The sequence below is a fragment of the Psychrobacter sp. NPDC078631 genome (assembly GCF_050268165.1).
Lineage (GTDB): Bacteria > Pseudomonadota > Gammaproteobacteria > Pseudomonadales > Moraxellaceae > Psychrobacter.
The window spans coordinates 123,959-150,347 of the sequence record NZ_JBNNGG010000004.1; the positions used below are offsets into that span (position 1 = coordinate 123,959).

Annotated in this window: 20 protein-coding genes; 13 read left to right on the forward strand and 7 right to left on the reverse strand. The window is 44.1% G+C overall.

Annotated features, from left to right (window positions below):
* From ACQKCP_RS11635 to ACQKCP_RS11645, 3 genes are all read right to left on the reverse strand, one after another.
* Positions 1-486: an META domain-containing protein gene (locus ACQKCP_RS11635; protein ID WP_427612418.1), complete on the reverse strand. Its 486-nt coding sequence runs from the start codon at positions 484-486 to the stop codon at positions 1-3.
* A gap of 339 nt (positions 487-825) precedes the next feature.
* Positions 826-1,932, reverse strand: a complete 1,107-nt coding sequence (locus ACQKCP_RS11640) for a lipase secretion chaperone (RefSeq protein WP_427612419.1) — start codon at positions 1,930-1,932, stop codon at positions 826-828.
* Between the two features lie 46 nt (positions 1,933-1,978).
* Positions 1,979-3,055, reverse strand: a complete 1,077-nt coding sequence (locus tag ACQKCP_RS11645) for an esterase/lipase family protein (protein ID WP_427612420.1) — start codon at positions 3,053-3,055, stop codon at positions 1,979-1,981.
* A 298-nt stretch (positions 3,056-3,353) separates the two neighbouring features.
* Here ACQKCP_RS11645 and map point away from each other — a divergent pair, with 298 nt between their 5' ends.
* Both map and glnD read left to right on the forward strand, forming a co-directional pair.
* Positions 3,354-4,145 carry a type I methionyl aminopeptidase gene (gene map, locus ACQKCP_RS11650; protein ID WP_371548431.1) on the forward strand — a complete coding sequence of 264 codons (792 nt, stop codon included), beginning with the start codon at positions 3,354-3,356 and terminating at the stop codon, positions 4,143-4,145.
* 239 nt (positions 4,146-4,384) lie between these two features.
* Positions 4,385-7,141, forward strand: a complete 2,757-nt coding sequence (gene glnD / locus ACQKCP_RS11655; protein WP_427612421.1) for a [protein-PII] uridylyltransferase — start codon at positions 4,385-4,387, stop codon at positions 7,139-7,141.
* Between the two features lie 81 nt (positions 7,142-7,222).
* Here glnD and ACQKCP_RS11660 read toward each other — a convergent pair whose 3' ends face one another.
* Positions 7,223-7,894, reverse strand: a complete 672-nt coding sequence (locus ACQKCP_RS11660) for a hypothetical protein (protein WP_427612422.1) — start codon at positions 7,892-7,894, stop codon at positions 7,223-7,225.
* Between the two features lie 261 nt (positions 7,895-8,155).
* Here ACQKCP_RS11660 and dapC point away from each other — a divergent pair, with 261 nt between their 5' ends.
* The 8 genes from dapC (at position 8,156) to ACQKCP_RS11700 (ending at position 17,571) form a co-directional block, all read left to right on the forward strand.
* Positions 8,156-9,385, forward strand: a complete 1,230-nt coding sequence (gene dapC, locus ACQKCP_RS11665; protein ID WP_427612424.1) for a succinyldiaminopimelate transaminase — start codon at positions 8,156-8,158, stop codon at positions 9,383-9,385.
* Positions 9,386-9,709: 324 nt separating this feature from the next.
* On the forward strand, positions 9,710-11,692 hold the full coding sequence (locus ACQKCP_RS11670; protein ID WP_427612425.1) for a DUF294 nucleotidyltransferase-like domain-containing protein: 1,983 nt from the start codon (positions 9,710-9,712) through the stop codon (positions 11,690-11,692).
* Positions 11,693-11,774: 82 nt separating this feature from the next.
* The gene (locus ACQKCP_RS11675) at positions 11,775-12,380 is read left to right on the forward strand and encodes a 3'-5' exonuclease (RefSeq protein WP_427612426.1); all 606 of its coding nucleotides are present in this window, start codon (positions 11,775-11,777) and stop codon (positions 12,378-12,380) included.
* A gap of 312 nt (positions 12,381-12,692) precedes the next feature.
* The gene (locus ACQKCP_RS11680; protein ID WP_427612427.1) at positions 12,693-14,735 is read left to right on the forward strand and encodes a D-alanyl-D-alanine carboxypeptidase/D-alanyl-D-alanine-endopeptidase; all 2,043 of its coding nucleotides are present in this window, start codon (positions 12,693-12,695) and stop codon (positions 14,733-14,735) included.
* A 68-nt stretch (positions 14,736-14,803) separates the two neighbouring features.
* Positions 14,804-15,289 (forward strand): ABZJ_00895 family protein, encoded by a 486-nt coding sequence (locus ACQKCP_RS11685; RefSeq protein WP_427612428.1) that lies wholly within the window; start codon positions 14,804-14,806, stop codon positions 15,287-15,289.
* A gap of 185 nt (positions 15,290-15,474) precedes the next feature.
* A complete protein-coding gene (locus tag ACQKCP_RS11690) occupies positions 15,475-16,023 on the forward strand; it encodes a DUF421 domain-containing protein (protein WP_427612429.1) in 549 nt (182 codons plus the stop codon).
* An 85-nt stretch (positions 16,024-16,108) separates the two neighbouring features.
* Entirely contained in the window at positions 16,109-16,597 is a 489-nt protein-coding gene (rlmH, locus tag ACQKCP_RS11695) for a 23S rRNA (pseudouridine(1915)-N(3))-methyltransferase RlmH (RefSeq protein ID WP_101204969.1), read from the forward strand.
* A gap of 83 nt (positions 16,598-16,680) precedes the next feature.
* Positions 16,681-17,571 carry a DODA-type extradiol aromatic ring-opening family dioxygenase gene (locus ACQKCP_RS11700; RefSeq protein ID WP_427612430.1) on the forward strand — a complete coding sequence of 297 codons (891 nt, stop codon included), beginning with the start codon at positions 16,681-16,683 and terminating at the stop codon, positions 17,569-17,571.
* Positions 17,572-17,602: 31 nt separating this feature from the next.
* Here ACQKCP_RS11700 and ACQKCP_RS11705 read toward each other — a convergent pair whose 3' ends face one another.
* Both ACQKCP_RS11705 and ACQKCP_RS11710 read right to left on the reverse strand, forming a co-directional pair.
* Positions 17,603-19,096 carry an amidase gene (locus ACQKCP_RS11705; RefSeq protein WP_427612431.1) on the reverse strand — a complete coding sequence of 498 codons (1,494 nt, stop codon included), beginning with the start codon at positions 19,094-19,096 and terminating at the stop codon, positions 17,603-17,605.
* A gap of 324 nt (positions 19,097-19,420) precedes the next feature.
* Complete coding sequence (locus tag ACQKCP_RS11710; RefSeq protein ID WP_427612432.1) at positions 19,421-22,780, reverse strand: DNA translocase FtsK 4TM domain-containing protein; 3,360 nt, start codon at positions 22,778-22,780, stop codon at positions 19,421-19,423.
* Between the two features lie 547 nt (positions 22,781-23,327).
* Between ACQKCP_RS11710 and trxB the strand changes: the two genes are divergently transcribed.
* From trxB to ACQKCP_RS11725, 3 genes are read left to right on the forward strand one after another with little or no spacing between them, the layout of a single operon-like run.
* A complete protein-coding gene (gene trxB / locus ACQKCP_RS11715) occupies positions 23,328-24,350 on the forward strand; it encodes a thioredoxin-disulfide reductase (RefSeq protein WP_102091107.1) in 1,023 nt (340 codons plus the stop codon).
* Positions 24,351-25,157, forward strand: a complete 807-nt coding sequence (gene aat / locus ACQKCP_RS11720) for a leucyl/phenylalanyl-tRNA--protein transferase (protein ID WP_427612433.1) — start codon at positions 24,351-24,353, stop codon at positions 25,155-25,157.
* A gap of 30 nt (positions 25,158-25,187) precedes the next feature.
* A complete protein-coding gene (locus ACQKCP_RS11725) occupies positions 25,188-25,622 on the forward strand; it encodes a MerR family transcriptional regulator (protein WP_102078510.1) in 435 nt (144 codons plus the stop codon).
* 93 nt (positions 25,623-25,715) lie between these two features.
* On the opposite strand, the gene rimI is transcribed toward ACQKCP_RS11725, so the two are convergent.
* Entirely contained in the window at positions 25,716-26,210 is a 495-nt protein-coding gene (gene rimI / locus ACQKCP_RS11730) for a ribosomal protein S18-alanine N-acetyltransferase (protein ID WP_427612434.1), read from the reverse strand.
* Between the last annotated feature and the right edge of the window lie 179 nt (positions 26,211-26,389).

Below are 26,389 nucleotides of genomic sequence, written 5' to 3' on the forward strand. Positions count from 1 at the left end.
CTACTTCGCAACGGCCTTAAAATAAGCGACTTGATCATCATTTTTAATGGTCAAGATAGGCACATTGTTGGCATTCTTACTAAGGCTATACTTACCTTGTACAGTGGCTAGTGTGGCAGTATCAAAGCTGGCTTGCGGTTCAGGACATGCCATCATAGTACTGATGCCGTTTTTAATCTCTACTTCACCGTTTATGACCCTATATCCAGCACCCATGTTGTTGCAGGTATTCATAAATGCCACGTAATCTCTACCGTTATCATTCATAAAATTCAATGTTAACGGCTTGGCTGGGTCAAAAAATAGCTGCGTTACTTTATCACCATTGCTACGTTTGGCATCAACAAGCTGCCAGTTGTGTGCTTGCAGGACATCTGCAGTGATTGGTTGGTTAACTGGCGCAGGCAAATTCGTCGTCTGGCAACCCGCAGCAAGTGTACCAACTGCCAATGTCGCGGCCATCATTACTTTAGTCATGTTCTTCATATCAATTCCTCGCTTTATTGCATCCGATACTTTTACTAGACATCCTATCTGCTTGAGCCATTAGCTCTAATAAACATAGTAAAAGCTCAGACTTATTATGATTCATTTATTGTTTTATTTAATGCTCTAAACAATGGCAATATTGTGCATGACTCATAGGGAGGTGTCATCATAAACTGGGTAGTTATTCGGAATGCATTTTGTACTACTTTGCAAATATCTGACTACTTGCTCTTGCCAGTACCTAAATGAGCTGCTAACTATAATCTTGCTTACTTTATCTATCCGTATCAACGATGGTTGTTGACGATAGCTAGTGACGATAACTATTGACGGTAATTAGGGATTATTGACAGCTTGCTGTCGTTGCAATGCCGCATAACCATCCAAACGCTTACGCTCAGTGTCACTAAATAGTTGCTGTTCAAGCTGATCTATCTGAATTTGCGCTTGGGCTGCATCGACACCTTGGCTTAATAAACGATTTTTTTGAGTTTCATACTGGGTGAAGCGTTGGTCAAAATTGGCGTCTTCTTGATCTATTTGTGCCAGTCTTTCTGCTGCTGGTGCGCCTACTAGCTCTCGGCGCATATTATATAACTCCTCGGGCGTTGCACCGCGAGCTTTCATCTGTTCAGTGCGAGTCATCAACTCGCTAATATTGGCTTGTTGCATAATATTGCTTTTAGTAGCATTCTCTGGCAATCGACTGATATAGTCCTGACGGGCAGCTTGTTTCTGTGCATCAGACATCTGCTTATTTTGGTCAATTCTTACCATCTCTATACTATAGTTATCGTAGTCATCCTCTGCACCAAAAAATGCTGTAATGGTTGACTTGTCAAAATACTGCTGACGTAGATTAGCGATATCTTGTTTTTGTTGGGCAACTGCATTCAAGTCCAGCTCACCACTTTTGGTCGCCTGTAATTGCAGATTACCATAGCGCTTTTCTATCTCAGGAAGTGCTTTAAGGTAAGCAACATATTGATTAAAAATAGTGACCGCTTGGCTAGCGGCAGGCTCTGGTGTGTGATGGCGAATATAACTCTCCACACGGGCAAATATAGTCGCTTCTTCTTCCTCACCTAGGGCAGATAAAAAATAATCAAACAAACGTCGCAGACCTTCAGTGACGACCAATTGTTTATTTTCATCAATGATGATTTCACCATCAATGTGGGTGCCCTTTAATGAGCGTGGTAAATTTTCTAATCCTGTGACAAATTGAGACTGGCTGGGTGGCGTTGTCGCTTTCACGACTTGTCCCGCAGCCAACTCAGTTATCACTGACTCGTTAGTCTCATTATCAGAGACGGAGGATTTGATTGAAGCTGAATTTACATCGTTACTAGGCTTGAACCACAAAATAACCGCCGCTGTGGCGATGATAACCACGGCGATGATAGCAATTGTTGCATAGGCTGGACGGCGGTTATTTGACATAAACGATATTTCTCAGTCAATGAGCATTATTATTTTACAGTTCAGCTTATAGGTTGGCGTTTTTCAGACGGTTTACTTGAGTACGATAGATAGATTTTGGCTCAGACTCTCCCCATGCCGTCAGACCCAAGACTTGATCGGCGGAATCCAAATGGTTCATTCTATAATTATCACGAATCACATAGCCAAGACGACTTGAGCAAGCAGATACCAATCCATCATTAGACTCACCTGCAAACGGTACGCCCGTTGCGGCCAATAGATAATCGCTAGGGTCAAGTGCGCTCGTTATCTGCCCAACGCCGCTAAATGAATAATACTTGATGCCATTGACCGCAGTACTAGTCGGTTGACCACAATAGTTTTTTGGCATTGCTGCAGGAAATTTGGCATTGAACTTAGCAGCACCATCGGTAGATAGAGCCACGAGCGCTTGCCAGCCATCTTGTTGTTGAATTTGATTGAAACTGATACCTGACCCAATATCTGTGAAACCACCGATCAGATTAAATACACCTGATACTAGCTGGGTGGTGACATTAGATGGCTCTCCAGAAGTATTATTTGGCTCAAGGACATCTTTAACAAAATCAGCAGTTTTTGACCCTTGCTCTGGACTTGATACCGCGGTTACTGAAGCCACGTACTTTGGCGCGACGCCAGCGACATAACGGATATCTATACCGCCCTGACTGTGTCCAAATAAGTTAACTTTAGACTCACCTGAAATGGCAGCAATAGTCTTGACCTGTTGTAGCAGTTGCTCACCTCGAACTTCGCTGTTATTGACCGCTGACGTTTTGGTGGTATATACCTCTGATCCACCTTTCATCAAGTCTTCCGGTATCCCATTAAAATAATCAATGACTCCGAATAGCGTTGTGAAGCCGCCAAGCCCGTGTGCTAAGACGACTGGATATTGAGTTTTAGTGTAACTAGAAGTGAAGTATTTACTGTCCACCAACTTGCAACCGTTAGCATTGGCACAATTATAGTATTGTCCTGCAGCTTGAGCAGAAGTGGTTTGCATGGTCATTAGAAGCACACCAGCACTGATTGAACCCAGTATTGGTAAAAATGTCTTTGGTGTGAGAGCTGCACGAATGTACAAAGAAAGCGTCATAACAACATCCTTGTTATCATTGATTTGGTTATTTTTACTGCACAACTACAGTAAAAATTGCTGCTAATTCCATTAGCAGGCAAAATTACATTACTTATATATTCTGCAACATTCAACTAATTTGTCAAAATATGAATATATTAGTCTGACTAATGAGTCATATAAGCTCTCACCGTGCTGTAAAGCAATTATTATCAATGATAATGATAGGTTCACTATCACTTAACGTAAAAGTGTCATTAGTACGTTTATGGTATAATCTATCCACAATGAACCCATAATTATAAGATATACGATGATGACTAAAAAATCCCTTATCCAGTCTCCAGAAGCCATAGAAAAAATGCGTGTGGCCGGTAAACTCGCTAGTGATGTGCTTGTTATGCTCGACGAGCATGTCAAAGTGGGCGTCAGTACCGAAGCACTCAATCAGATTGCCCATGACTATATTGTTAATGTGCAGCAGGCTATCCCTGCCCCACTTAATTATAATGGTTTTCCAAAATCTATCTGTACCTCAGTCAACCATGTTGTTTGTCACGGTATCCCAACTGAAAGCAAGCTGCTGAAAGATGGTGATATTATCAACATCGACGTGACTGTCATTAAAGACGGTTACTATGGCGATACCTCAAAAATGTGGATCGTCGGCAACGGCTCTATCATGGCACAGCGTATTTGCAAAGTGGCACAAGATGCCCTTTACGCGGGTATGAGTGTAGTTAAAAACGGTGCTCGCCTAGGTGATGTCGGCGCTGCTATTCAAGCCGTTGTCGAGCCTGAGCGCTTTAGTATCGTTCGCGAGTTCTGTGGTCATGGTATCAGTGATGAATTCCACCATGAGCCACAAGTCATGCACTATGGCAAAAAAGGCACTGGTTTTGAGCTAAAAACAGGCATGACGTTTACCATCGAGCCTATGATTAACCAAGGCACGTGGCAGACTAAGATTTTGCCTGATGAGTGGACGGCGATTACTAAAGACCGTAAATTATCTGCTCAATGGGAGCACACCATGGTCGTAACAGATAATGGTTGTGAAGTGTTTACTACTCGCCCCGAAGAAGATTTAAGTTTTTTGACGCAGTAGTACAATCAAAGATCGCTTAGGCGGTCTTTTTTTTGGTCTTTAATTAGGGCATATTGAGTATTGTGCTTATAGGCGCTTTGTCTTTATACTCAGATGACCTGATAACTTCTATTGATATATTTATCAGCACTTTTATTGATAATTGCTATTCGTGACTTTTATTAGCCATCGTCATATTAGATGCCCAATAGCGCTCAGCTTAAACGTTCTATTTCTAAACTCTTAACTGGATAACACTCATGTTTAATTGTGATATCGCCTCTGTTGATTTGACGCCTTTACCGATACTACCAAGTGAGGTGGCGACAGACTCATCCCCACTGTCAGCCAAGAATGTGACAGATAAGAACCTACTTGGCATTCCTGAATGGTTGGCCCAGATCAACGACGATATCAGCCGCTCACTAGAACGTGGTACTAACATTCGCCAACTGGTTGCAGCACGTGCTTGCGCTATCGATAGCCTATTGATTGCGTTGTTCAAATGGTTTGAGTTAGATAAAACTGATTTGGCGTTTTTTGCGACTGGTGGCTACGGGCGCGGTGAGCTATCGCTTTATTCAGACATTGATATTTTGCTCTTGTCTCCTGGTGAAATAGGTGCTGATGCGAGTAGTAAAATTGACAAACTGGTCGCTCTACTATGGGATATAGGACTAGAGCCTGCACTTTCTGTACGTAGTGTCAATGATGCGCTAGAGGCTGCGCTTGACCATACGATTGCTAGTGCTCAGCTTGAGGCTCGACTCCTAATCGGTAACGAAACATTGCAAGACATGCCCGCTCAAATCGTCAATAAACAGTGGTCTCCGCGCGCCTTCTTTGATGTAAAAATGGAAGAATCCAAAGCGCGTTATTTGCAGCACAATGCTACCGAGTACAACCTTGAGCCCAATATCAAAACAGCACCAGGCGGGCTACGTGATATCCATATCATCGGCTGGGTCACCAAGCGTTATTTTCGCGTGAGTAAGCTATATGATTTGGTACAACAGAACTTTTTGACCGAAAAAGAGTTTGATGAGTTAAGCTTTGCCGAAGGGTATTTATGGCAAATTCGTCATTACTTACATGTACTAACAGGCCGTAATGAAAACAAGCTGTTATTCGATTATCAACGCGAGATTGCTCAGTTGATGGGCTACGAGACTCAGCCTGACGACCAGCCTAATGCTGCGGTCGAACGGTTTATGCGCGACTACTATCGCTGTGCTATGCAGATATCAACGCTATCTGAGATGCTGACCAATCATTATTATGAAACGATCATAGAGCCGCAGCTGCCTGACGATGAACGTCCAAAAAAACAGCCTATAAATGCACGGTTCAACCGTATTGGCAACCAGATTGCCATCGCCCATCATCGAGTTTTTGCACAGCACCCTGAGTCTATCTTAGAGATGTTTTTATTGATGGGTCAGCATGGCATCGATAAAGTTCGTACCCATACCCTGCGCGCACTCAAAATTGCCGCACGAGGCATCGATCAGATATATAGAGACAACCCTACTCACAAAGCGTTGTTTTTATCGAATCTAAAAGAACAGAACTACCTATTTCATCGTCTACGTACCATGAATCGCTATGGAGTATTGGGTAACTATATTCCTGCTTTTGCGCAAGTCACTGGCCTCATGCAATATGACTTGTTTCATCGATATACTGTAGATGCGCATACCTTGTTTTTGATTAGAATTTTGCACCGATTTACAGATCCGGCTTTTCAAGAAGATTTTCCGTTGGTCAGCTCTATCTTTCAGCGTATCGAGCGTAAAGAGATTTTGGTGCTGGCAGCGATGTTTCATGATATCGCTAAGGGCCGTGGCGGCGATCACAGTGAGCTTGGTCAAACAGAATCGATTGAGTTTTGCTTATCGCATGGTATGAGCTTGGCGGATGCGAACTTAGTAGGCTGGCTCACACGCTATCACCTTCTCATGTCAATTACTGCACAGAAAAAAGATATCTCAGACCCAGAAGTGGTCACGATCTTCTCTGATCTCATCGGTAATGTAACTCATCTAAACCATCTGTATGTACTGACGGTGGCTGATATGAATGCGACCAACCCACAGCTATGGAACAGCTGGCGGGCGACCCTCATGAAACAGCTATACTCACAAACTCGGCGCATCTTGCGCGCTGATATCGATGCGCCTACCAATCGTCAAGATATGATTAGTGCCACACGCAAGCAAGCGTTGACGATGCTAGATAATGTCAATAACCAACACATGAACCGCGATGAAGTATTGCGTCTGTGGGACGACTTGGGAGATGAGTATTTCTTGCGAGAGATTGCAGAAGATATTTTATGGCATACCGAAGCTATTTTGAATCACCCACCGATTGGATTGGCTTCTAATGCTGATAGTCCACCGTTGGTCGTTTTGCGTGAACATCGCGAATTGGCACTTGATGCGGTACAGGTATTTGTTTATACCCAAGATCAAATGAACCTATTTGCCGTTACTATGGCAGTATTTGATCAGATGAATCTTGATGTTTTAGATGCACGTATTATCACAGCGACCCGTGACTTTGCTTTGGATTCTTATGTATTGCTAGATCCTAGTGGCACATTGCTGGTCGATGAGGAGAGCCAACAAGAGCTAAAACAACGCTTAATTGACTCGTTCAAAGACCCTACTGTGCTTAAACTGACGAACAAGCGTATGCCACGTCAGTTGAGACACTTTGAAGTGAAAACGGTGATTAACTTTGAATTCAATGAAGCATCAGATCAGCACATCATGAGCTTAGAAACGCTTGATCAGCCGGGGCTATTGGCGCGAGTTGGACAAGTGTTTTTGCAAGAGCAAATCGAAGTTCATGCTGCGCGTATTACCACTCTAGGTGAGCGTGCGGAGGATATGTTTTATATCAGTGATCAAAACGATAAGCCACTCTCACCTGATAGACTTGAAGCATTGAAAGCAGCGCTATTAGCCAGTCTTACCGTTCAGAAAGAGCATAATAGCGTAATATATTTTTGATACGGCTAGATAGTTTTGGTTAGCCATTATTTTGAATATTAACTAGCAAAAGTAGTCTGATAGTCATCATAGAAGTACGTTTTATAGTGTACTTCTATAGGTTATCTCGCTAGCATGTTCGTTCAGTTCATCATCAGCAAGCTCTGGCGGCAAAACACCTACTTCATGTGGCTGCTGCTCCATGATTAATCGTCCAGCATCGACTTCTTTTTGTAGCAGACATTGCAAGCTTGCTAGGTGAAACTGTCCATCTAGATAATCGTCTAATGCTTCTAAAGAAATAGGCGACTTGGCATGTACATCAGGATACAGACTATCCTCTGCCAAAATAATCATCTCATTGAGCGCCTCTTCGCGCATCAGCTCATCGTTGTCTATCTTGCGCTGTAGTTTGTTTGCCAACTGGCCTTTAGCAGCAAGGGCGCTGACAAAAAATATGGTCTGTATCACAAATAAAGAGACGTATTGCCATAGCGGTAATGAGATACCGAATATATTATTGAGCAGCATCAAGGCCATTGCCACTACCACGTAGCCGACCAATTGCCACAACAGCCACATAATTAGGCTGTTTTCACCATACCAAAACATTTTCTTTTCTTGACGCTCGATCAGTTGCTGGCGCGCTTGCCACCAGCTCTGTTCACGCTCTTTGAGCAGTTTATACAGGTTAGAGCGCTGCAAACTGTTATCAAGTTTTTCATTATTGATATCTTTAGCGATGAGATCATCATTATTTAGCACACTAGACATATCAAACTATCCTTAAAACGATCTACCACGTTTGTGATGTAGTCATTTTTTATATTGTTATAGGTTATAGATTATGAAAGGTTCAAAAGACTTTTGAGCGACTACCTATTTGGTAGTCATACAATGAATAGCTTACGCTTGGTAAATGCCTATTCACGATATAAGAAGAAAAGGACAAAAAATTAGAGAAGTGCTACACTGCTCTAATGTAAATTTTCTTTATAACTTTATTATTAATTGTCTATTATAGTTATCACACTTATGAATCACAACTTAAAGCATCTACATCCTTATCCATTCGCAAAGATGGCAACCTTGCTTGCCGATAGCAAGCCTGCCAACGGTTACAGTGAAATAAAGCTCGGTATTGGTGAGCCAAAACACGAGCCCCCTGCATTTGTGCTGGACGTCCTACGCGAAAACTTGGACAAAATAAGTCGTTATCCGACTACAAACGGTATGTTTGAGCTGCGCCAAACCATCGCCCACTGGTTAGAGAAGCGGTTTTTTCTAAATCATGTCGATGCCAATACTCAAGTATTGCCCGTGATGGGCACACGTGAAGCGATTTTTAGCTTCGTACAAGCAGTCGTTGATCATGATGTAGCTGACAAAGAGAACCATTCTCCAGCGTCTAATGCATCGCCTACGGTTGTCATGCCCAACCCGTTTTATCAGATATATGAAGGCGCAGCGATACTGGCACAGGCAACGCCTTATTTTGTCCCTTGTACATCAGATAATGGCTATAAAGGTGACTATCGCGCGGTGCCAAAAGACGTTTGGACACGTACGCAGCTATTGTTTGTCTGTAGTCCAAATAATCCAACAGGCGCCGTCATGACGATGGATGACTGGGAATACCTTATTCGTCTGTCAGATCAGTACGGTTTTATTATTGCCAGTGACGAGTGTTATAGCGAGTTGTATTTTGATACAGCACCGATTGGATTGCTCCAAGCTTGTGCGGCCCTCGGTCGCCGTGATTTCAAAAACTGTATCGTGTTCCACTCTTTATCCAAACGTTCAAACTTACCGGGTTTACGCTCTGGATTTGTGGCTGGTGATGCCAAAATTTTGCAGGCTTATTTGCAATATCGTACTTACCAAGGTTGTGCGATGCCGATACCTCATCAGTTGGCCTCTATCGCTGCGTGGCAAGACGAAAAACACGTCGCTCATAATCGCGCGCTATACCAAGAGAAGTTTGCCCTATGGATGTCTGAGCTTGGGGAATTGCTAGAGTTACGCATGCCTGATGCTGGGTTCTACTTCTGGGTCAAAGTACCTGAGCAGTTCGATGGTGATGATGAAATCTTTGTCAAAGCGTTGTATGAGCAAGCCAATATTCATGCATTGGCAGGGCGCTATTTATCACGTGAAGTTGATGGTCATAATCCTGGACAAGGTTATGTGCGTATCGCTCTGGTCGCGAGTGTCGATGAGAGCCGAGAAGCAATCAGTCGTATTCGCAAATTATTAGGTGCTTAAAGCTAATTAGAAAAATCTAATGTAGCTGGAATAAATGTCGCAGTAGCAAAAAGCCTCCAATAACCACAATATAAATAGGGTTATTGAAGGCTTTTGGTTTTATTAGGCCGTGTCCTCATTTTAAAAATGGTGATAAAAATGAGATAAATTGCAGTCAAACAAGGAAAATAGCGCAGATAATATCGGGATATTAACCAGCTATTTAACGATGTTTGGCAAAATTTAGCCATTTTTAGCCCGTTTAGATATGATCAATTGAATTGAGGACACGCCCTAGTGCTATAGTAAAGTCTTTACCGAAAATATGCCATCAAGGATGATGCCATGCCCCATCTTGATTTTAGCCAACCGCCCTTTGATGTATTGAGCTTAGCCGAGCGTCAAAGCATTAGAAAAAACACCCAGATACGCTACCTTGCCAAAAATGAAAGCTTGCCTGCAGAAGAATTGCAATGTCTGTATGTGGTCATCAAAGGGCAAATCGAGCAATCACTAGATGGTGAGTTTGTCGCGTCCTATGTAGGGAGCAATCACGCTGATGGTCTGAACAATAATGATTGGTTTGATAGTCGCCGCCTGCCTGAATCACTTGCCAAGGATAATCAGCTAGAGTCTGAAAGCACTCCTATACAGCCCTATCAATTCCGAGCCAATGAAGAAACCTTACTGCTCCAAGTCGCTGGCGCCGCTATCGATAAAATCAGCGCGCAAAATCATTTGGTACGCCAAATGCTATCAGACAAACTGTCTGAACGATTACAAGCATTGCGCCAACGACGTCATAATAAAACGCTAGATCCTGCCAGCTATACCAACCAACAAGAAGTACAGCAAATCATGCTGCAGCCAGTGATAGATGTTCATCTATTACCAGTCCATATCGTCGATGCCGATGATAGCTTGTACGAAGCGGCTCACATTATGACCAAAGCTGGATTAAAACATGTGCTGGTCAGACCGCTACATCGTTTAGATGGCTTAGATGACTTGCAATTAGATGGTTTGAATAGCTCACAAACAGCGCAACATGAGACAAGATTACTCTTAGGGATTTTGACCGATACTGATATTTGTCGCGCGGTAAGTGACAGACAAGATCCAGCTATCACCCCTTGCCAGCGCTATGCTAATTTTAATCTACGTACCATCAAAGCCAGTGATGAGATTGGCGATGCGCTACTAACCATGACTCGCTATCGTATTCATAGACTGCCAGTCATTGATAAGAGTGGCAATGTCGTCGGTGTACTTGGGCAAAGTGATATGCTCGCTCATATCGGCCATCATTCACAGCTGATTAGTATTCAAATCGAACAGGCACAAGACTTATCGAGCCTAGATACCGCTGTTGAGCTAATCGGTCGCTATATTCGAGCACAGCATCACAATGGTGTCAAAATCGGCAATATCAGTCGTATGGTACAGACGCTAAATGCGCAAGTGTTTACCAAACTATGGCAGCTAATCGTACCTGATGAAGTGATGACCAATACCTGCCTTATCGTTATGGGTTCAGAAGGGCGCGGTGAGCAAATCATGCGTACCGATCAAGACAACGCGCTCATCATTCGTGATGGCTATACGCATCCTGACCTAGCACAGTTCGCTGATACTTTTAATAACAACTTAGCAACGCTTGGCTACCCACTGTGTGATGGCAATATTATGATGACCAATCCTATGTGGCGACAACCGCTCAAGCCATTCACTGCGCAAATTGGCCTATGGTTTAGGAACTCCGATCCGATGCACGGTATTTACTTGTCTGCGATATTAGATGGTGAATACGTCTGCGGCGATGAGTCACTGCTCACACAAGTACGTCAGCATTTAAAGCTTGCTCATAGCCAAGCAGATCCTATGTTTGTCAGGCAGTTTGCGCGGGCAGCGCTACAGTTTGGCGACGTTAATCAATGGTGGCAAAAGTTTGTACCTTTACTAGGTGGTAAATCAGCATCATCTGATATCGACCTAAAAAAAGCCGGTATCTTTCCCTTGGTGCATGGTATCCGCACGTTAGCATTAGAAAACAATGTGCTCGATGTGCCTAGTACCAAGGCGCGTTTAAAGGCTTTGGTGCAGGTTGACGCTATGACCCAAGAGCGCGCCGATACTTTGCTTGAAGCATTAGAATTTTTTATGGCGCAGCGCTTATCTGTGGCTCTTTCAACCGACGATAAGCATGCTCGGCAAGTAGATCCAACGACTTTGACTGCACTTGAACGTGACCTACTCAAAGAGTGTCTGGCCGTAGTCAAAAGCTTTAAAAATCAGTTGCGTCAACACTATCAATTAGAAATCGCATAAATGTGGCAGTCTTAATACAGAGGCTTCATGAATAGAGAAATTTTATAAATACAAAAATAGCATATATGGATGAGCAACCGATATGAGCTGGTTACAGCAGTTATCTTGCGCTTGGCAAAAGACGCAGTTGCAGCGTCCAGAGCTGGCCTCAATGTTTACAACACCTTCGCCTGAGCAGTGGGTGGCGATTGACTGCGAAATGACAGGACTGAACCCCAAAAAGCATCACCTGCTGTCTGTAGCAGCGATACATATTAATGGCAATACCATCGATACGGGTAATGGCATGCATTTGGTTTGCAGACCTCCTGTCATGCCAGACCGCGACACTATTGTCATTCATGGCTTGCGTACCGCCGATGTTGAACATGGCATGAGTTACAATGACATGTTGGCAATGCTGCTACCATTCATAGGTAATCGACCAATCGTTGGATTTTGCACACAGCTAGACATGGCTTTTTTGAATCCTTTGGTCAAACGTTATATGGGAACCTCGCTACCCAATGAAGTCATAGATTTGCGGCATTTGTACAGTCGGCGTATCAGCGGACATACACAAGGGCTCTCTAACCAAGCCCAACATCTGAATCGTATCCTAGCCCATTACAACATTCCTGAACTGGGCGCACACGATGCTTATAACGATGCTGTTATGACAGCGATGGCTTTTTTACATGTGCGTTAGCAATAGAACACGCTCTCAGTTCAATCGATAGTTAGAGTTAGTTATCTAAATAAGGGCGTCGTTATTGCTAGGGTTTATCCTCTTTTTGAAAATAATGATAAAAATGAGATAAACGGCAGCCAAACAAGGAAAGGAGTACAGCTAATATCGGGATATCAGCCAGCTACTTGACGCAGTTTGGCAAAGATTTAGCCATTTAAAGTTTACTGTTCAGATTGAGGACACATCCTAAAGTTGTGCTGCTGACATCGTGTGCGAAAACAGCAACTCATGTTACCATAGGCTGTTTTTGCTACCTGATGAAAGATGCTCATGCGATACCCTTCTAAACGCCGTCATTACTCTACTGCTGTAACCAAAACCACCACGCTTTGTCGTCGTTTTCGGCCGCTGAACCAACCTAGTAAACGTCTATCTAGGTTAGCGTTATTGGCAGCGGTTATAGTCGCACCGATACATGCACAAGCCATGTTGCCAGCAGCCATTCAAAAAGCTTTGGCACGTGCCGACTTGACAGAAGCGGATATCAGCATCGTTATTACACCTGTGGGTGACAAGGCTGCCAGCCGTCTGCCTGCTCCTATTCAAGTCATTGATAGTGATGAATCTGACAGCCAACCTGCAACTACTATAGTATATGAGCATCCAGTTACAGACACCTCTACAGATACAAGTACCAGCGACCCGAGCCATCAGAGCACATTAGTTACCATAGAGCAGCGCACCATTGAAAAGCACGAGCAAAAAATACATACTTATACCGATGACCCTTATACTTATCAGAGCGTAGAGAGCATTCCAACGGTTATCCCTGACGAACCTCAGCATACGCTTGATCAGAATGCCAAAGCTCAAGATGCCGCGAGCAATAATAAAGCCTCTATAAAGATTTCATTTTCGCCTTTGCTAGATCACCAGTCTGACATCCCTCGTACGCCTGCCAGCACCATGAAACTCGTGCCTAGCTTTATCGCTTTGGACACTTTAGGAGCGGATTTTGTGTGGCATACACGGGTGTATCACACAGGTATTGTCATCGGCAACCGTCTACATGGTGACTTGATTATTCAAGGAAGTGGCGACCCAAAAATGACCCACGAGCGCTTGAAGCAGTTACTGTATAAAGTACAAGCATCAGGTATTCGTCATATCGATGGTGACATCATCATCGACAGCACGGTTTTTAAAAATGTTAGTAAAGACCCTGCCGCCTTTGATAACTCACCGCTACGCCCCTATAACGCTAGTCCTGATGGGTTTTTGGTTAACTTTAGCACCATTGGTATCAAAACTTACCCTCAAGATAATGGCCAAGCAAGTGTGACCTATAAGCCGCGGTTAGCAGACTATCAGCTGCCTGCTACAATTAATACCCGTGCAGCCAGTTGTGGGCAAGCAAGCTATAGCCTCGCACCGCAGTGGCAAAACACGCAGCTCATGTTAAATACCAGTCTGCCAGAGAGCTGCGGTGAGCATGTCTTTTACGTGGCATATCCCAATGCCAAAGAGTTTGCGGCACACGTCATCGCTGCCAAATGGCAAGCATTAGGGAATACTTTGAGTGGACAGGTAATCTCACAAGAAACCCCTTACGATGTAACCAAGACGACAAAACGAGCGCACGGACTTACGGCTATCGCGATGTCGCCTCTACCTATGGTCAGCTATCCGTCGTTGAATTTAACCGAGCAGATTCATGACATTAATCACTTCTCAAACAATGTCATGGCTGAGCAAGTGGCGCTATCTATAGGCGCTTACGATAAAGAAAGGCTGACTCAAGCAGTACCTTCTAGCACAACTGCGACTAGTCCAAGTAGTCATGAAGCCAGTACTAGTAATGAGATGGATAATAAGGTAGCGGCTGTTAAAGCTAATGGCAAAAAGGCTGTTAGCTTATATCAGTTTGGTAAACCTGCTACGACAGACTATCCAGCAGCCTTACAAACCATCAATCAATGGTGGCAAACCAATCTCAGTACACCGCCGCCTCACTTGACCAATGGCTCAGGACTTTGCCGTGAGTGTACAATCACTGCCGCCAACCTAAGCGAGCTACTGACTTATGCTTATAGTCGACCAAATTTTGATGCTTATGTCGACTCGTTAGGGGTTGCTGGGGTTAGTGGCACTATTGCCGCCCATAGCGATCGCTTGCCTGAATCAGTAGCAACTGGTCGCGCATGGATAAAGACTGGTACGTTAAATAACGTCACTTCAATGGCAGGTTACGTCAAAGGTCTGTCAGGACAGGATTATGTTGTCGTCGGTATAATCAATACTGAGCAAGCATTAAATCCTTATGCAGCAAGGCCTGTGCTAGATGCCATGCTCGACTGGACGGCACAGCGTTGATATTTAATTAATGCTTTAAGTCGACTTATTATCAATACTCTATTTTTTACCTTTATAAAGGTTAGCTTATGTCACGCCAGACAACCAGTCTCAACAAACCCCAGACGCTTATGCAAGTGCAGCCCAAACTGGCTCGATATGTCGGTTTTTTTGCGATTGGATACACGCTCGCCAGTACCATATTTATGATGATACAGACCAAACTTGCGCTCAATCCACAACTGGTCATGGTGGTTTCTATTATCGTGGGTGCTTACATCGCTGTCAGTAAATTTATCAAACATCAGAAGCGAGCATTAGCGCGAGATGAGATTAATAAATTGATGTTAGGTGGGGTTATGATTGTTTGGATGCTGACGGTCATTTATTTTTCAGCCATCTGGTTTTGGCTGTTTGATACGATAAGCCGTGAGGTATTGTTTGAGATGGCGATGCAGCGTCCACTGCCCCTGCTTTCATCACTGATGCTAATGCTAGTTCTCACTCTAGTCAGTGCGCGAATCAGTCTATGGTCTATCAATCGATTATTAGACCCTATACGCAAATCAACGTAAGTACAAACCATCATCTACAAGGTGCTACAAAGTTTTCCCCTGCTAATGCGTAAAATCCGTTAGGCTAAGTTTAGGGCATGTCATTATTTTAAGAATAGTACTAAAAATGAGACAAAGTAAGACGCGCCCTAGTAAGTAGTATTTTAGCGATGACTTGTTTTACCTTTATAATAGGAGCGAACATTATGGACATGATCTTTTTTGACAACATAGACAAGCTTGGTCGTATTGTTTTGACGACTGTTATGGTTTACGTGTTGATCGTGACAGTCACCAAAGTCTCTGGCAAACGCTCAACGTCACAGCTCAACAACTTCGATTGGATCGTGACAGTCATGATCGGCTCGTTAGGTGCCAGTACGATTTTGCTCAAAGACATTCCCTTTGTTGAAGGGGTTTCGTCTATTTTAGTATTGTACCTATTGCAATTTGTGGTGACCAAATATGCGTCTGTTTCACCTCAATTTAGTAACTTTATTTTATCAGAGCCGCGTATCGTTTTTTATCAAGGGCAGTTTTTGCCAGATGCCATGCGCGATGAGCGTTTGACGCGTCAAGAAATCGAATGTGCCATGCGTTCTGAAGGGATTAATAGCTTTGATGATGTCGAAGCCATTGTTTTTGAGTCTGATGCAAAATTGACTGTCATTCCAAAGCCAAGCCAAAGTGGTAAAAGCGACGATGATCAAAACACGAATAGCAACGTATCAGAGACGATTAACCCTCTGATGTAAATTGCAGACAATAAACAACGAGCGATACAACTATTAAGAACACGGCCTAATAAGCTTGAATTCAATTATCGAGATGGTAAGTATTATGAAAGTAAGGATTTTGACCGTTGGCAATAAAATGCCTAGCTGGGTACAGACAGGTTTTGACGAGTATTACAAACGCATTCAACCGATGCTAAGCACAGAAATTGTCGAAATTGCGGCAGCCAAGCGGGCAAAAAACCCTTCAGATGCTAATTTGGCACAGTACCGTGAGCAGGAAGGTCAGGCTATATTAGCCGCTCATAATGCATCAAGCCGAGAGCAATTATGGGTGCTAGATGTCAAAGGCAAGATGATTTCGACAGAAGGACTGGCTGATAAGCTCTCTGATGGCATGCTGCAAGGCGATGATATTGCCTTGGTCATCGGCGGTGCAGATGGTGTCTCGCCAGAAGTATTGGCAAAGGCTGATGCAAAGTTATCACTATCAGCACTGACATTGCCGCATCCGCTAGTACGCGTCGTACTTATGGAACAATTGTATCGCGCGATGAGTATCAACAATAACCACCCTTATCACCGTGGTAATTAAATAAAATACTAATCTATTTTTTGATTTGAAACATCAACCCTAAAATAGATTGAAAAACTGGCGCACGCCCTAATAAATGCAACATGAAATATCCAAAACGTGCGACACCCAACACCTCTAAGTCCTCTCAACAACGTGATGACCATCATAGTGTGCAGACGCCTATCACAGCGGCTGCCGCATGGGAAAATACGTCTGATGTAGCGACAAACACATCTAAGCTACCAGCGCTCTTTATATCGCATGGCGCGCCTACGCTTGCGATTGAGCAGTCTGCGACGACCAGTGCACTGGCTCGTATCGGTCAAAACTTACCTAAGCCACGTGCCATCGTCATTATGTCAGCGCATTGGCAGTCAGCAAAGCTAGAGATTAGTAGTAATCCACAGCCAAAGACGTGGCATGACTTTTCAGGGTTTTCGCCTGAACTTTACGACATACAGTATCCTGCTATAGGCCAGCCAGCACTGGCTGAAACACTTGCGCAGCAGCTGACCGCACGTGGCATTACTTGTAGTGTCAATCCAGTACGTGCTTGTGATCATGGTGTGTGGGCGCCGCTCAGTCACCTGTATCCAGAAGCTGATGTGCCTATCGTACAGATATCACTGCCGCAGCATTATGACAGTATTGCTTGCTATCAGTTAGGCGCGCAGTTGGCACATCTACGTGATGAGCAAATTCTCGTCATTGGCTCAGGTAACATTACCCATAATTTGCAAGCATTGCGCTGGGAAGCCGACAGCATCGATCAAGCAGCCAAAACGTTTAAGCAGTGGTTGCTACAGCAGCTCAAAATAGACATTCCCACGGCGCTCGACTGGCAGCAGTACCCAGACTACAAGGACATTCATCCAAGTGATGAGCACTTGCTACCGTTGTTTTTTGCACTAGGTACTGGTCAGCGCGTCTCTGTCGTTCATCAAAGTATGGCCCATCATAGTTTGGGTATGGATATCTATCGCTTTGATTGAGTGCGACCAATACGAACACTAGAGCTTAACCTTACTTCTCAAAAGCGTGTTTGGTAAATAAACCTGCGCGCTCCATCTCGCCCGCCACACTGAATAATGTCGCTTCATCATTCATGCGCCCGATTAACTGCATACCAATCGGTAGGCCTTTTTTGCTCATACTAACGGGTACTGACATCGCAGGTAACCCTGTAACATTACCCAATAATGTAAAGCCCATTTTACCTAATACAGGGGCACTGAGCTTTTCTATCATGCCTGAGTTAAATGCATATCTACCCATATTGAAGCCCTTGTTAAGCACCTCGGCGCTACGCATCATCATCTCATCCATACGGCTAGGCGGTAGCACACCATGCTTTACCGCAGGCGTGGGCACAGTCGGGCACAAAATCATATCGTAGTCTTCTAGCAATAGACCTGTCTGATACTGGCTATGATGCCAGCCGTGTTTGGCATGTGCCAAATCAACCGCTGACAATGAGCGCCCAAGCAGTGCCATATTATAAGTTTGCGGCTCTAGGTTTTTGATATGGTTAGCACCAAACTCACGCTCGATATTATCAATTGTAAAAGCTGTATGCGCGCAGACCACAACGATAAAGTCATGCCAAAACTGCTCGATATTGATGTTTGGCTCGGCTGGCACTACTTCATGACCCATAGACTCTAATTGCTTAGCCGTTTGCTCAAGTACCGCCAGCACTTCTTTGTCCACTGTCGTATTGGCTATCAAAGGCTGCTGATGCAAAGCGATTTTTAGCTTTCGCGGTGCCCGCATTGCCGCTTGCAAAAAAGTGCCGTCTGGCGGAGCTATAACATAAGGGGCACCAATCTCTGCTCCACTAGTGGCATCTAGCATCGCTGCACTATCGCGCACTGAACGCGTAATCACATGGTCAGCCACGGCCCCCTCCCAACCTTCACCAAGATTAGGGCCCATTGGATTACGTCCGCGGCTTGGCTTTAACCCAAACGTACCGCACCAAGCAGATGGGAAACGTATGGAGCCGCCACCGTCACCACCGCCTGCCATCGGGACAATACCGCTCGCAACTGCTGCTGCACTACCACCTGATGAGCCGCCAGAACTGTAGCCTTTTTTAAAAGGATTATGAGTAGCGCCATGCGCTTTTGGCTCAGTCGTGATAATCAAACCAAACTCAGGCGTGTTAGTCTTGCCAAAGGTATTAACACCTGTCGCCTTCATCCGTTTGACGATTTCGCTGTCTTTTTCTGAAATGATATTGACGCTGCGACTGCCCATCGTAATCGGCTCGTCGGCGAAGCTAAATGACAAATCTTTTAGTAAATACGGCACGCCAGTAAATACACCTGAAGGCAAACCTGCCTGCGTAGCATTGTAAGCACGCTCATCAAAACGATGCACGATGGCATTTAGCTTAGGGTTGATTTGATTGGCTTGATGGACAGCAGCATCTAGCAATTCCTTTGCGCTGACCTCACCTGAATTGACCAATGCCGCTAAGGCTAACCCATCATACTGAGTATATTCTTTAAACATAACTGACCTTCCTTGGAGAGTAATTTTATTAAGACTATGTAGCACGCATACTTTCTAAAACTGATGCCCATGTTTCCATAAACTACTGTCAGTTTAGTATAAAAAACCACGTCTAATATTTGATAAACGGACTCGTTAGTCATCTGGATGGTTTCAGTATTTAATGAGCTAGTATGAGAATCTAATCTACACGCCCTAGAGCGTATTGAACAATAAAAGCTTACTTCTAAACCTACAATTTATGAAAGTATTATTAAGTTTCTTCCATAAAAAAACGAGCCATTCACATGACTCGCTTTTTCGTTATCAACTTAATAATTAATCCTACATCAATAGTTCACGTTTGCCACTTTTACCCATAGAGCTGACCAATCCAGCTTCCTCCATAGAGTCGACAATACGCGCGGCACGGTTATAGCCAATGCTGAATTTACGCTGAATGCTTGAGGCAGACACTTTACGTGTTTCCATGATAAAGGCCACGGCATCATTATATAAATCATCATCTTCACCAGAGGCATTGGCTGTACTACCACCGCCTGGGCTAGATAATTCAAAATTGCCTGCCATATTATCAATATAATCAGGGGCGCCGCGCTCACGCCACGCATCACAGACACGGTTAACTTCTTCATCGCTGACGTAAGCGCCATGCACACGATCTGGCTCGATTTGCCCTGGCCCTAAGAACAACATATCGCCGTTACCCAGCATATCCTCAGCACCGCCACTATCCAAAATCGTACGTGAATCGACTTTTGAGTTGACTCGTAGTGCCGCACGCACTGGGATGTTGGCTTTAATCAGACCTGTAATAACATCGACTGACGGACGCTGAGTCGCTAGCATTAAATGAATACCCGCAGCACGCGATTTTTGCGCCAAACGTGTGATGAGCTCTTCGGCTTGTTTACCAACTTGCATAATCATATCGGCAAACTCATCCGCGACAATGACAATCATAGGTAAGGTTTTTAGCTTGGGTGCTTGGCTAATACTTACGCTGTCATTTGGACGCCATAGAGGATCGAGCATAGGATTGCCTGATTTCTCCGCTGCAATGACCTTCTTATTAAACTCATTGAGCTTACGAACCTTTAGCAAACTCATCAGCTGATAGCGGCGTTCCATCTCCGCCACACACCATGACAAGCTACTAGCTGCTTCCGTCATATCGGTAACTACTGGCGTTAACAGATGCGGAATATCATTGTAGTTAGCAAGCTCTAATTGCTTTGGATCAATCAAAATAAGACGCAGCTCATTGGGCGTATACTTAAGTAGCATCGACAATAGCATCGAGTTAACCAATACTGACTTACCAGAGCCCGTGGTACCAGCGACCAGCATATGCGGCGCACGCGCAAGGTCAGTAATGATTGGGTTACCACCGATGTCTTTACCCATTGCCATGCTAATCTGCGCTTTAGGATCTTTGAACGTTTCAGTATTGAGCAGTTCAATCAAGCGTACCATTTCACGCTTCTTGTTCGGCACTTCGATGCCGATGTACGGTTTACCCGGAATCACTTCGACCACACGCAAAGAAGCCATCGATAGTGAACGCGCCAAGTCACGCGAAATACCTGTGACTTTACTAGCTTTCACACCAGCAGCCAGCTCTACTTCAAAACGAGTGACAACAGGCCCAGGGATCGCATTAACCACAGAGGCCTTTACGTTAAATTCTTGAAGCTTAATTTCTAATAACTCAGACAGTTTTTCAAGCTCAGCCACAGTGTAGCTAGGCTTGCGGTCAGGATCAGGCTTATCCAATATAGACACTTCTGGAATAGGCGTCAGGCTGCTGCGATAAGCTGCCGTTTGCATCGAGCGTGATTTCTGACTGAAGGCTGCATCATCACTAATATGCGGCATGACCGGTACATCACTGTCATCCTCTGGCATCATATCAGTGATATGGTTGCTGCTATCGCCCTCTGGGACAGCAAAACTAACAGATGGTTGCACGGGCGTTTTCGGCTCAGGCTGTACATTTGAGACTGGGCTAGTTACTTCCACCGTTGGCGCTACTTTTGGATTGGCAGGAGGCGTATTGGTTGGTGTCATGTCTGAAACGTCTGGCACATCTGACAACGCAGGCTCAGTCTCTACTGTTACCGGAGCAACTTCAGGCTCAGAGACTACTGCTGTCTTTTCAGTATGTGGCAAATCTACAGGCGTATCAAACGGCTGATTGGCTGAATCCTGTGCAAAGCTAATAGGCTCTTCTACGATAGGTTCTGGCGTCTTCTCTGGTACGATTGGCTCAGCTGCTACAGTTTCCTGAACAGGCTTAGAGTCTTCATACGTTTCTACAACAGATTCCGCAGATTCTGATATATCAGCATGCTCTGCCAACCATGCTTCTGCCAACTTATCTACTTCCGCAGTCTCATATGTCGTAGAAACTTTAGGCTCAGCAGGTTCAACGACTGGCTGACTGGCTAAATTACTACTCACTGACTCATCAACTGATGACTGAGCTAATGATTCTTTATTATGTATATCTGGTTGAGCAACCGCTTCCGTCGTGGTAGTTACTGCAGTAGCAGATACTGCTTTCTCTAACGATGCCGTGGTACTAGTACCCGTTTGGGAATAGTTAGGTACAGGCATAGCCGAGCTGTCCATGCCATTAGCACTGTAAGCCATCTGCTCACTTGCAAGTAAGTCATCGACCGTATTGGCGTCATTCCACGCAAAGCTTGGCTCAACTTTACGAGCAATAGGTGCAGTCAAGTTTAGTGACACTGGCTGGACTGTACTATTAACCGTACTATCAGTAGCAGCGTTAAGCGCTTCTGTATCGGTATTTGCCTGCTCACCTTTTGAGTTATTAGGTGTCGCCGCTGCTTTTGCTGCGATGACGGAGGCTTTGACACTATCTGCCAATCCTGATGTTGCCAAAAAGTCTGACAAGACACTACCGAAACGTCCGCTATTACTGACGTCTTGAGTACCGCTAGTATTTTCCGCAGACTGTAACTCCAGTGGCAGCTGCTCATGCTCAACTTTTTTATCTACCGATTCATCTAAGCTCTGGGTATCATCTTGTGATGCAATGCTCGGTTCAGTAGCTTCGATAGCATCCTGACTTTTTACACCTGAGCCAAGCCACGACAGCGCCCGAACCTTTTGATATATCGTCATCCAATGGATATTAAAGGCAAACGTAGCGGTAATCACAACAAATACTGCTAAGAAAACCACACTCCCCCACTGCGATAGCAGCTGTGCCAAACGCGCCTGTAACTCTAGCCCGATGATACCACCAGCGATACCTTCGAGGCCGATTGCGTCAGGGTTCGTGACTTGTTGGACTAGAGAAACCAATTGGGCAAATAATGCGCTAGCACTTAATAGCAAAAACACATAAGCGACCAATCGCATGAGCCAAAACGTTGGCTTGTTTTCCCACCAAATCAAGATAGATTCATAAACCACAAATGCCAAAAACCACCAAGCACCAAACCCAAAAAAGCTATAAAGCAAATCGGACAGCCATGCGCCTGCCTCGCCGCCCATATTATTAATCGTGGTCATATCACTACTGATGTGCGACCAGCTAGGATCGTTGCCTGTATAAGTCATCAAAATGACAAACAGATAAACGGCCAGTATTAACCCAAGGAGGGTAAACATTCCCTTTTTTAAATACTCAATAAGCGGTGCTGATATCACGTAAGATCTGCCTTGTTATTAATACTAAATGGTCGCCAATGCATGACTAAGCCTAATCATGCTGACATAAAGTGTTGACATAAATGTACCGAGCGAAGTGTTTGTTTGGCATGTGCCGATCATAGAGCCTTGAAACAACCGTTATCGCTTGGCTCCTACTACACTTGGCATAACTTCTTATAATAACAAATACATAGGTGCAGTGGCGACAGTCTTATCAAGAAAGCGTGTAAGAAAGTAAATCAGTAGACAATTTGCGCAAGAAAACAGCTGGTTAGCGAAACACGAGTGGCAAAATATGGCTAACTGTATTGCCTAAACTCTATAAAATAGTCTCTGTTTTCGCACTTATGTTCCAAAGTTATTTATTCTTTGATTCTAATGATACCTGTGTTTGTTTTAGCAAACTTGCACTTTGTGCGCTGTGCCCTTATGTTATTATCACACAGCAATTAGAAGAAGCATATTCGTAGTCATTTTTGATATTCATATTTTATTATATTTATAACTTACATTTTTAATTCGTATATTTAGCAAGGAACAACTCATGGCAACTGACACTACTGCTCCACGTCACGAAAAGCTCATTATTTTAGGCTCAGGCCCTGCTGGCTACTCTGCCGCAGTTTATGCAGCACGCGCTAACCTTAAACCAGTTATGGTCACTGGCATGGAAGTCGGTGGACAATTAACCACCACTACCGAAGTCGACAACTGGCCAGGCGATGCGCATGATTTGACAGGTCCTGCATTGATGGAACGGATGAAAGCACATGCTGAACGTTTCGGTACTGAATTGGTCTACGATCATATCAACGAAGTAAACCTAAACGAGCGTCCTTTTCAATTGACCGGTAACAACGGTAGCTATACTTGTGACGCGCTCATTATCTCAACTGGTGCCTCTGCACAGTACTTGGGACTAGAATCAGAGACTAAGTTCAGAGGGCTTGGCGTATCAGCCTGCGCCACTTGTGATGGCTTCTTTTATAAGAACCAAAAAGTTGCGGTAATTGGTGGTGGTAATACAGCGGTTGAAGAAGCTTTGTACTTATCTAATATTGCGTCTGAAGTGACCTTAGTGCATCGCCGTGACAGCTTACGCTCTGAAAAAATTCTGCAAGACAAGCTGTTTGAAAAAGCTAAAAATGGTAATGTCAAAATCGAATGGAACCATCAAGTAAAAGAAGTGGTCGGTGATGACATGGGCGTCAATGGCGTCATCATCGAATCTATGATTGATGGCAGTACCAAACAACTAGATACAATGGGTATGTTTGTCGCTATTGGTCACAAGCCAAACACTGACTTGTTTAAAGGTCAGTTGGATATGAAAGATGGCTATCTAATCGTTAATAGTGGCTTGAATGGTAATGCTACTCAGACCAGTATCGAAGGTGTGTTTGCCGCAGGTGACGTAGCAGATCACGTTTACCGTCAAGCCATCACTTCTGCTGGCACTGGCTGTATGGCTGCGCTGGATGCTGAAAAGTACTTGGATGCACTGGGCGAAACCGTCGCTCGTGACCACACTTACGATTCAACCCTAACTGCAGATAAAGAAGCCTAAATGGGCAACTTTACTCAACAGTGCGATAAACACATTACGCCTGAGACTTTAAAAAGTCTTGGGCGTTATGACTTTCCTGATCCTATTTTTATCGATCCTGATGGTATTGGCATCGTCGCTATGGGTGGTGACCTAGCACCTGAAACGCTGATATCAGCCTACGCTCAGGGGCTATTTCCTTGGTTTAACGAAGATGAGCCTATTGCCTGGTGGTGTCCTGAGCCGCGTTGTGTGATCGTCCCCTCTGACTATCAACCGAGTAAGTCTCTACGTAAGCAAGCAAATCGCGAACGTTGGCAAGTGACGCTTAATCAAGCTTTTGACGATGTCATACATGCCTGTAGCTTACCGCGTAGCGATGGCCTTAATGACAATCAGCCCGAAGGCGAGCATACTTGGATTCATGATGAAATGATCGAAGCTTATACCAAATTGCATGCGCAAGGCTTTGCTCATAGCATTGAAGTTTGGGACGAGGCAGGACAATTGATTGGCGGATTATACGGGTTAAAGATAAACGGCATCTATTTTGGTGAATCAATGTTTCATCGAGCAACTAATGCGTCAAAGCTAGCGTTTTGGGGTCTGATGCGCTTATGTGAACAAAGTGATGTCGCACTCGTTGACTGTCAGCTACCGAACGATCATTTGATGAGTTTAGGTGCGACTACTTTACCGCGTGCTGATTTCCTAGCTCAGTTAGACAACTTAATAAGCAGCCAGTCTGTGCCATGGCAAAGGCACTCGCATAAACCGTTAGCGGTATCATTACTGGATAGCGAATCGCCTTGGCAACTAGAGTTATGATTATCATAGCGAAAAAAATAAGAGGTTATTATGGCACTTGATACATCGTTTCTATTGATTGGAGAGCTAGCAGCAAAGGCCAATACGACCAAAGATACGGTTCGCCATTACGAGCAATTAGGCCTACTAAAATCTCGCAAGCGTCAGGCAGGCTCACGTTTATATACCGAATTTCATCCAGAATGTATCGAACGCATAGAGCTGATAAAAAGTGCGCAAGCTATTGGCTTCACCCTTACCGAAATCAAAAACAGTCTAAATGATTATTATGATGGTCACTTGGATATTGATTCGCAGCTCATACTCACTCAGCAAAAATTAGAACAGGTTAAAAAACAGCAAGCCAATATCAGCATAATGGTTGAGCTACTGAGTGAACGCTTGGATATTTTAGGTCGAATGAAAGCCGATAGTGATTATCAGCTTGATGTGGAAGTCTGTAAAAAGAAAATTCCTTTGCAATAAAGCTTAAACCTTAGTTAATTCTGCTTTATATCGTAGCTGCTATAGCTACCTTTATCGTAATCGCCTATTTTTTATTAAGCCTTATTTTCTTTATTAAATATAATTATGCTGCATGATCAATGCATCGACTGCTGGTTTATGTGGGACTTTATAATAGCCTTTGCGTTTATGAATGACGCTAAACGCTTGTTGCTCGTATAACGCTATCGCCGCTGTATTATCTGCACGTACCTCTAACAAAAGACTTTCGACCTGATTGGGCTGTAACAGTTCATGCAGCCTATTCAATACCTGCGAAGCAATGCCTTGGCGTTGATACTCTGGATCAGTTCCGATACGCAACACCTCTGCTTGCTCAAAAGTCATTTGATATAAGCAATAACCAACTATCTCACGATGAGAGACACCCTCCTCTTTCGCTTGATCATAAGCAATCAATAGGCAAATACTGTCCTGCTCAAGTAACTCAGTCAATGCTCTCTGGTTCCAAGCATCATCTGGTTGCACCATCGCTTCTATATCGGCAACAGTTTGAATGACTTTTTCAAGTTCTACTGCATTCGTTGGTAGTGCTTCTATCACAAACATGACGTTCCTTTCATTTAATTAGTCTCATCATTTGGGTGTACTTAGATTATATAAGTAAGTGACCAAATTATTCATTTTTTATCAAAAAAAAGGCCACCCTAGATAGGATGGCCTTTTTTATGACTAATTCATAAGCTCATTACTGAGACTTAAGTCTTAGTTCAATACGTTAGCAACAA

What these genes read in the sequence shown, in the direction of transcription:
- ACQKCP_RS11660 (WP_427612422.1), bottom strand. Translation starts at nt 7,894, where the DNA reads ATGTCTAGTGTGCTAAATAATGATGATCTCATCGCTAAAGATATCAAT.
- ACQKCP_RS11645 (WP_427612420.1), bottom strand. Translation starts at nt 3,055, where the DNA reads ATGACGCTTTCTTTGTACATTCGTGCAGCTCTCACACCAAAGACATTT.
- dapC (WP_427612424.1), top strand. Translation starts at nt 8,156, where the DNA reads ATGAATCACAACTTAAAGCATCTACATCCTTATCCATTCGCAAAGATG.
- trxB (WP_102091107.1), top strand. Translation starts at nt 23,328, where the DNA reads ATGGCAACTGACACTACTGCTCCACGTCACGAAAAGCTCATTATTTTA.
- aat (WP_427612433.1), top strand. Translation starts at nt 24,351, where the DNA reads ATGGGCAACTTTACTCAACAGTGCGATAAACACATTACGCCTGAGACT.
- map (WP_371548431.1), top strand. Translation starts at nt 3,354, where the DNA reads ATGACTAAAAAATCCCTTATCCAGTCTCCAGAAGCCATAGAAAAAATG.
- ACQKCP_RS11700 (WP_427612430.1), top strand. Translation starts at nt 16,681, where the DNA reads ATGAAATATCCAAAACGTGCGACACCCAACACCTCTAAGTCCTCTCAA.
- ACQKCP_RS11690 (WP_427612429.1), top strand. Translation starts at nt 15,475, where the DNA reads ATGGACATGATCTTTTTTGACAACATAGACAAGCTTGGTCGTATTGTT.
- ACQKCP_RS11675 (WP_427612426.1), top strand. Translation starts at nt 11,775, where the DNA reads ATGAGCTGGTTACAGCAGTTATCTTGCGCTTGGCAAAAGACGCAGTTG.
- rimI (WP_427612434.1), bottom strand. Translation starts at nt 26,210, where the DNA reads ATGTTTGTGATAGAAGCACTACCAACGAATGCAGTAGAACTTGAAAAA.
- ACQKCP_RS11705 (WP_427612431.1), bottom strand. Translation starts at nt 19,096, where the DNA reads ATGTTTAAAGAATATACTCAGTATGATGGGTTAGCCTTAGCGGCATTG.
- glnD (WP_427612421.1), top strand. Translation starts at nt 4,385, where the DNA reads ATGTTTAATTGTGATATCGCCTCTGTTGATTTGACGCCTTTACCGATA.
- ACQKCP_RS11670 (WP_427612425.1), top strand. Translation starts at nt 9,710, where the DNA reads ATGCCCCATCTTGATTTTAGCCAACCGCCCTTTGATGTATTGAGCTTA.
- ACQKCP_RS11685 (WP_427612428.1), top strand. Translation starts at nt 14,804, where the DNA reads ATGTCACGCCAGACAACCAGTCTCAACAAACCCCAGACGCTTATGCAA.
- rlmH (WP_101204969.1), top strand. Translation starts at nt 16,109, where the DNA reads ATGAAAGTAAGGATTTTGACCGTTGGCAATAAAATGCCTAGCTGGGTA.
- ACQKCP_RS11635 (WP_427612418.1), bottom strand. Translation starts at nt 486, where the DNA reads ATGAAGAACATGACTAAAGTAATGATGGCCGCGACATTGGCAGTTGGT.
- ACQKCP_RS11640 (WP_427612419.1), bottom strand. Translation starts at nt 1,932, where the DNA reads ATGTCAAATAACCGCCGTCCAGCCTATGCAACAATTGCTATCATCGCC.
- ACQKCP_RS11680 (WP_427612427.1), top strand. Translation starts at nt 12,693, where the DNA reads ATGCGATACCCTTCTAAACGCCGTCATTACTCTACTGCTGTAACCAAA.
- ACQKCP_RS11725 (WP_102078510.1), top strand. Translation starts at nt 25,188, where the DNA reads ATGGCACTTGATACATCGTTTCTATTGATTGGAGAGCTAGCAGCAAAG.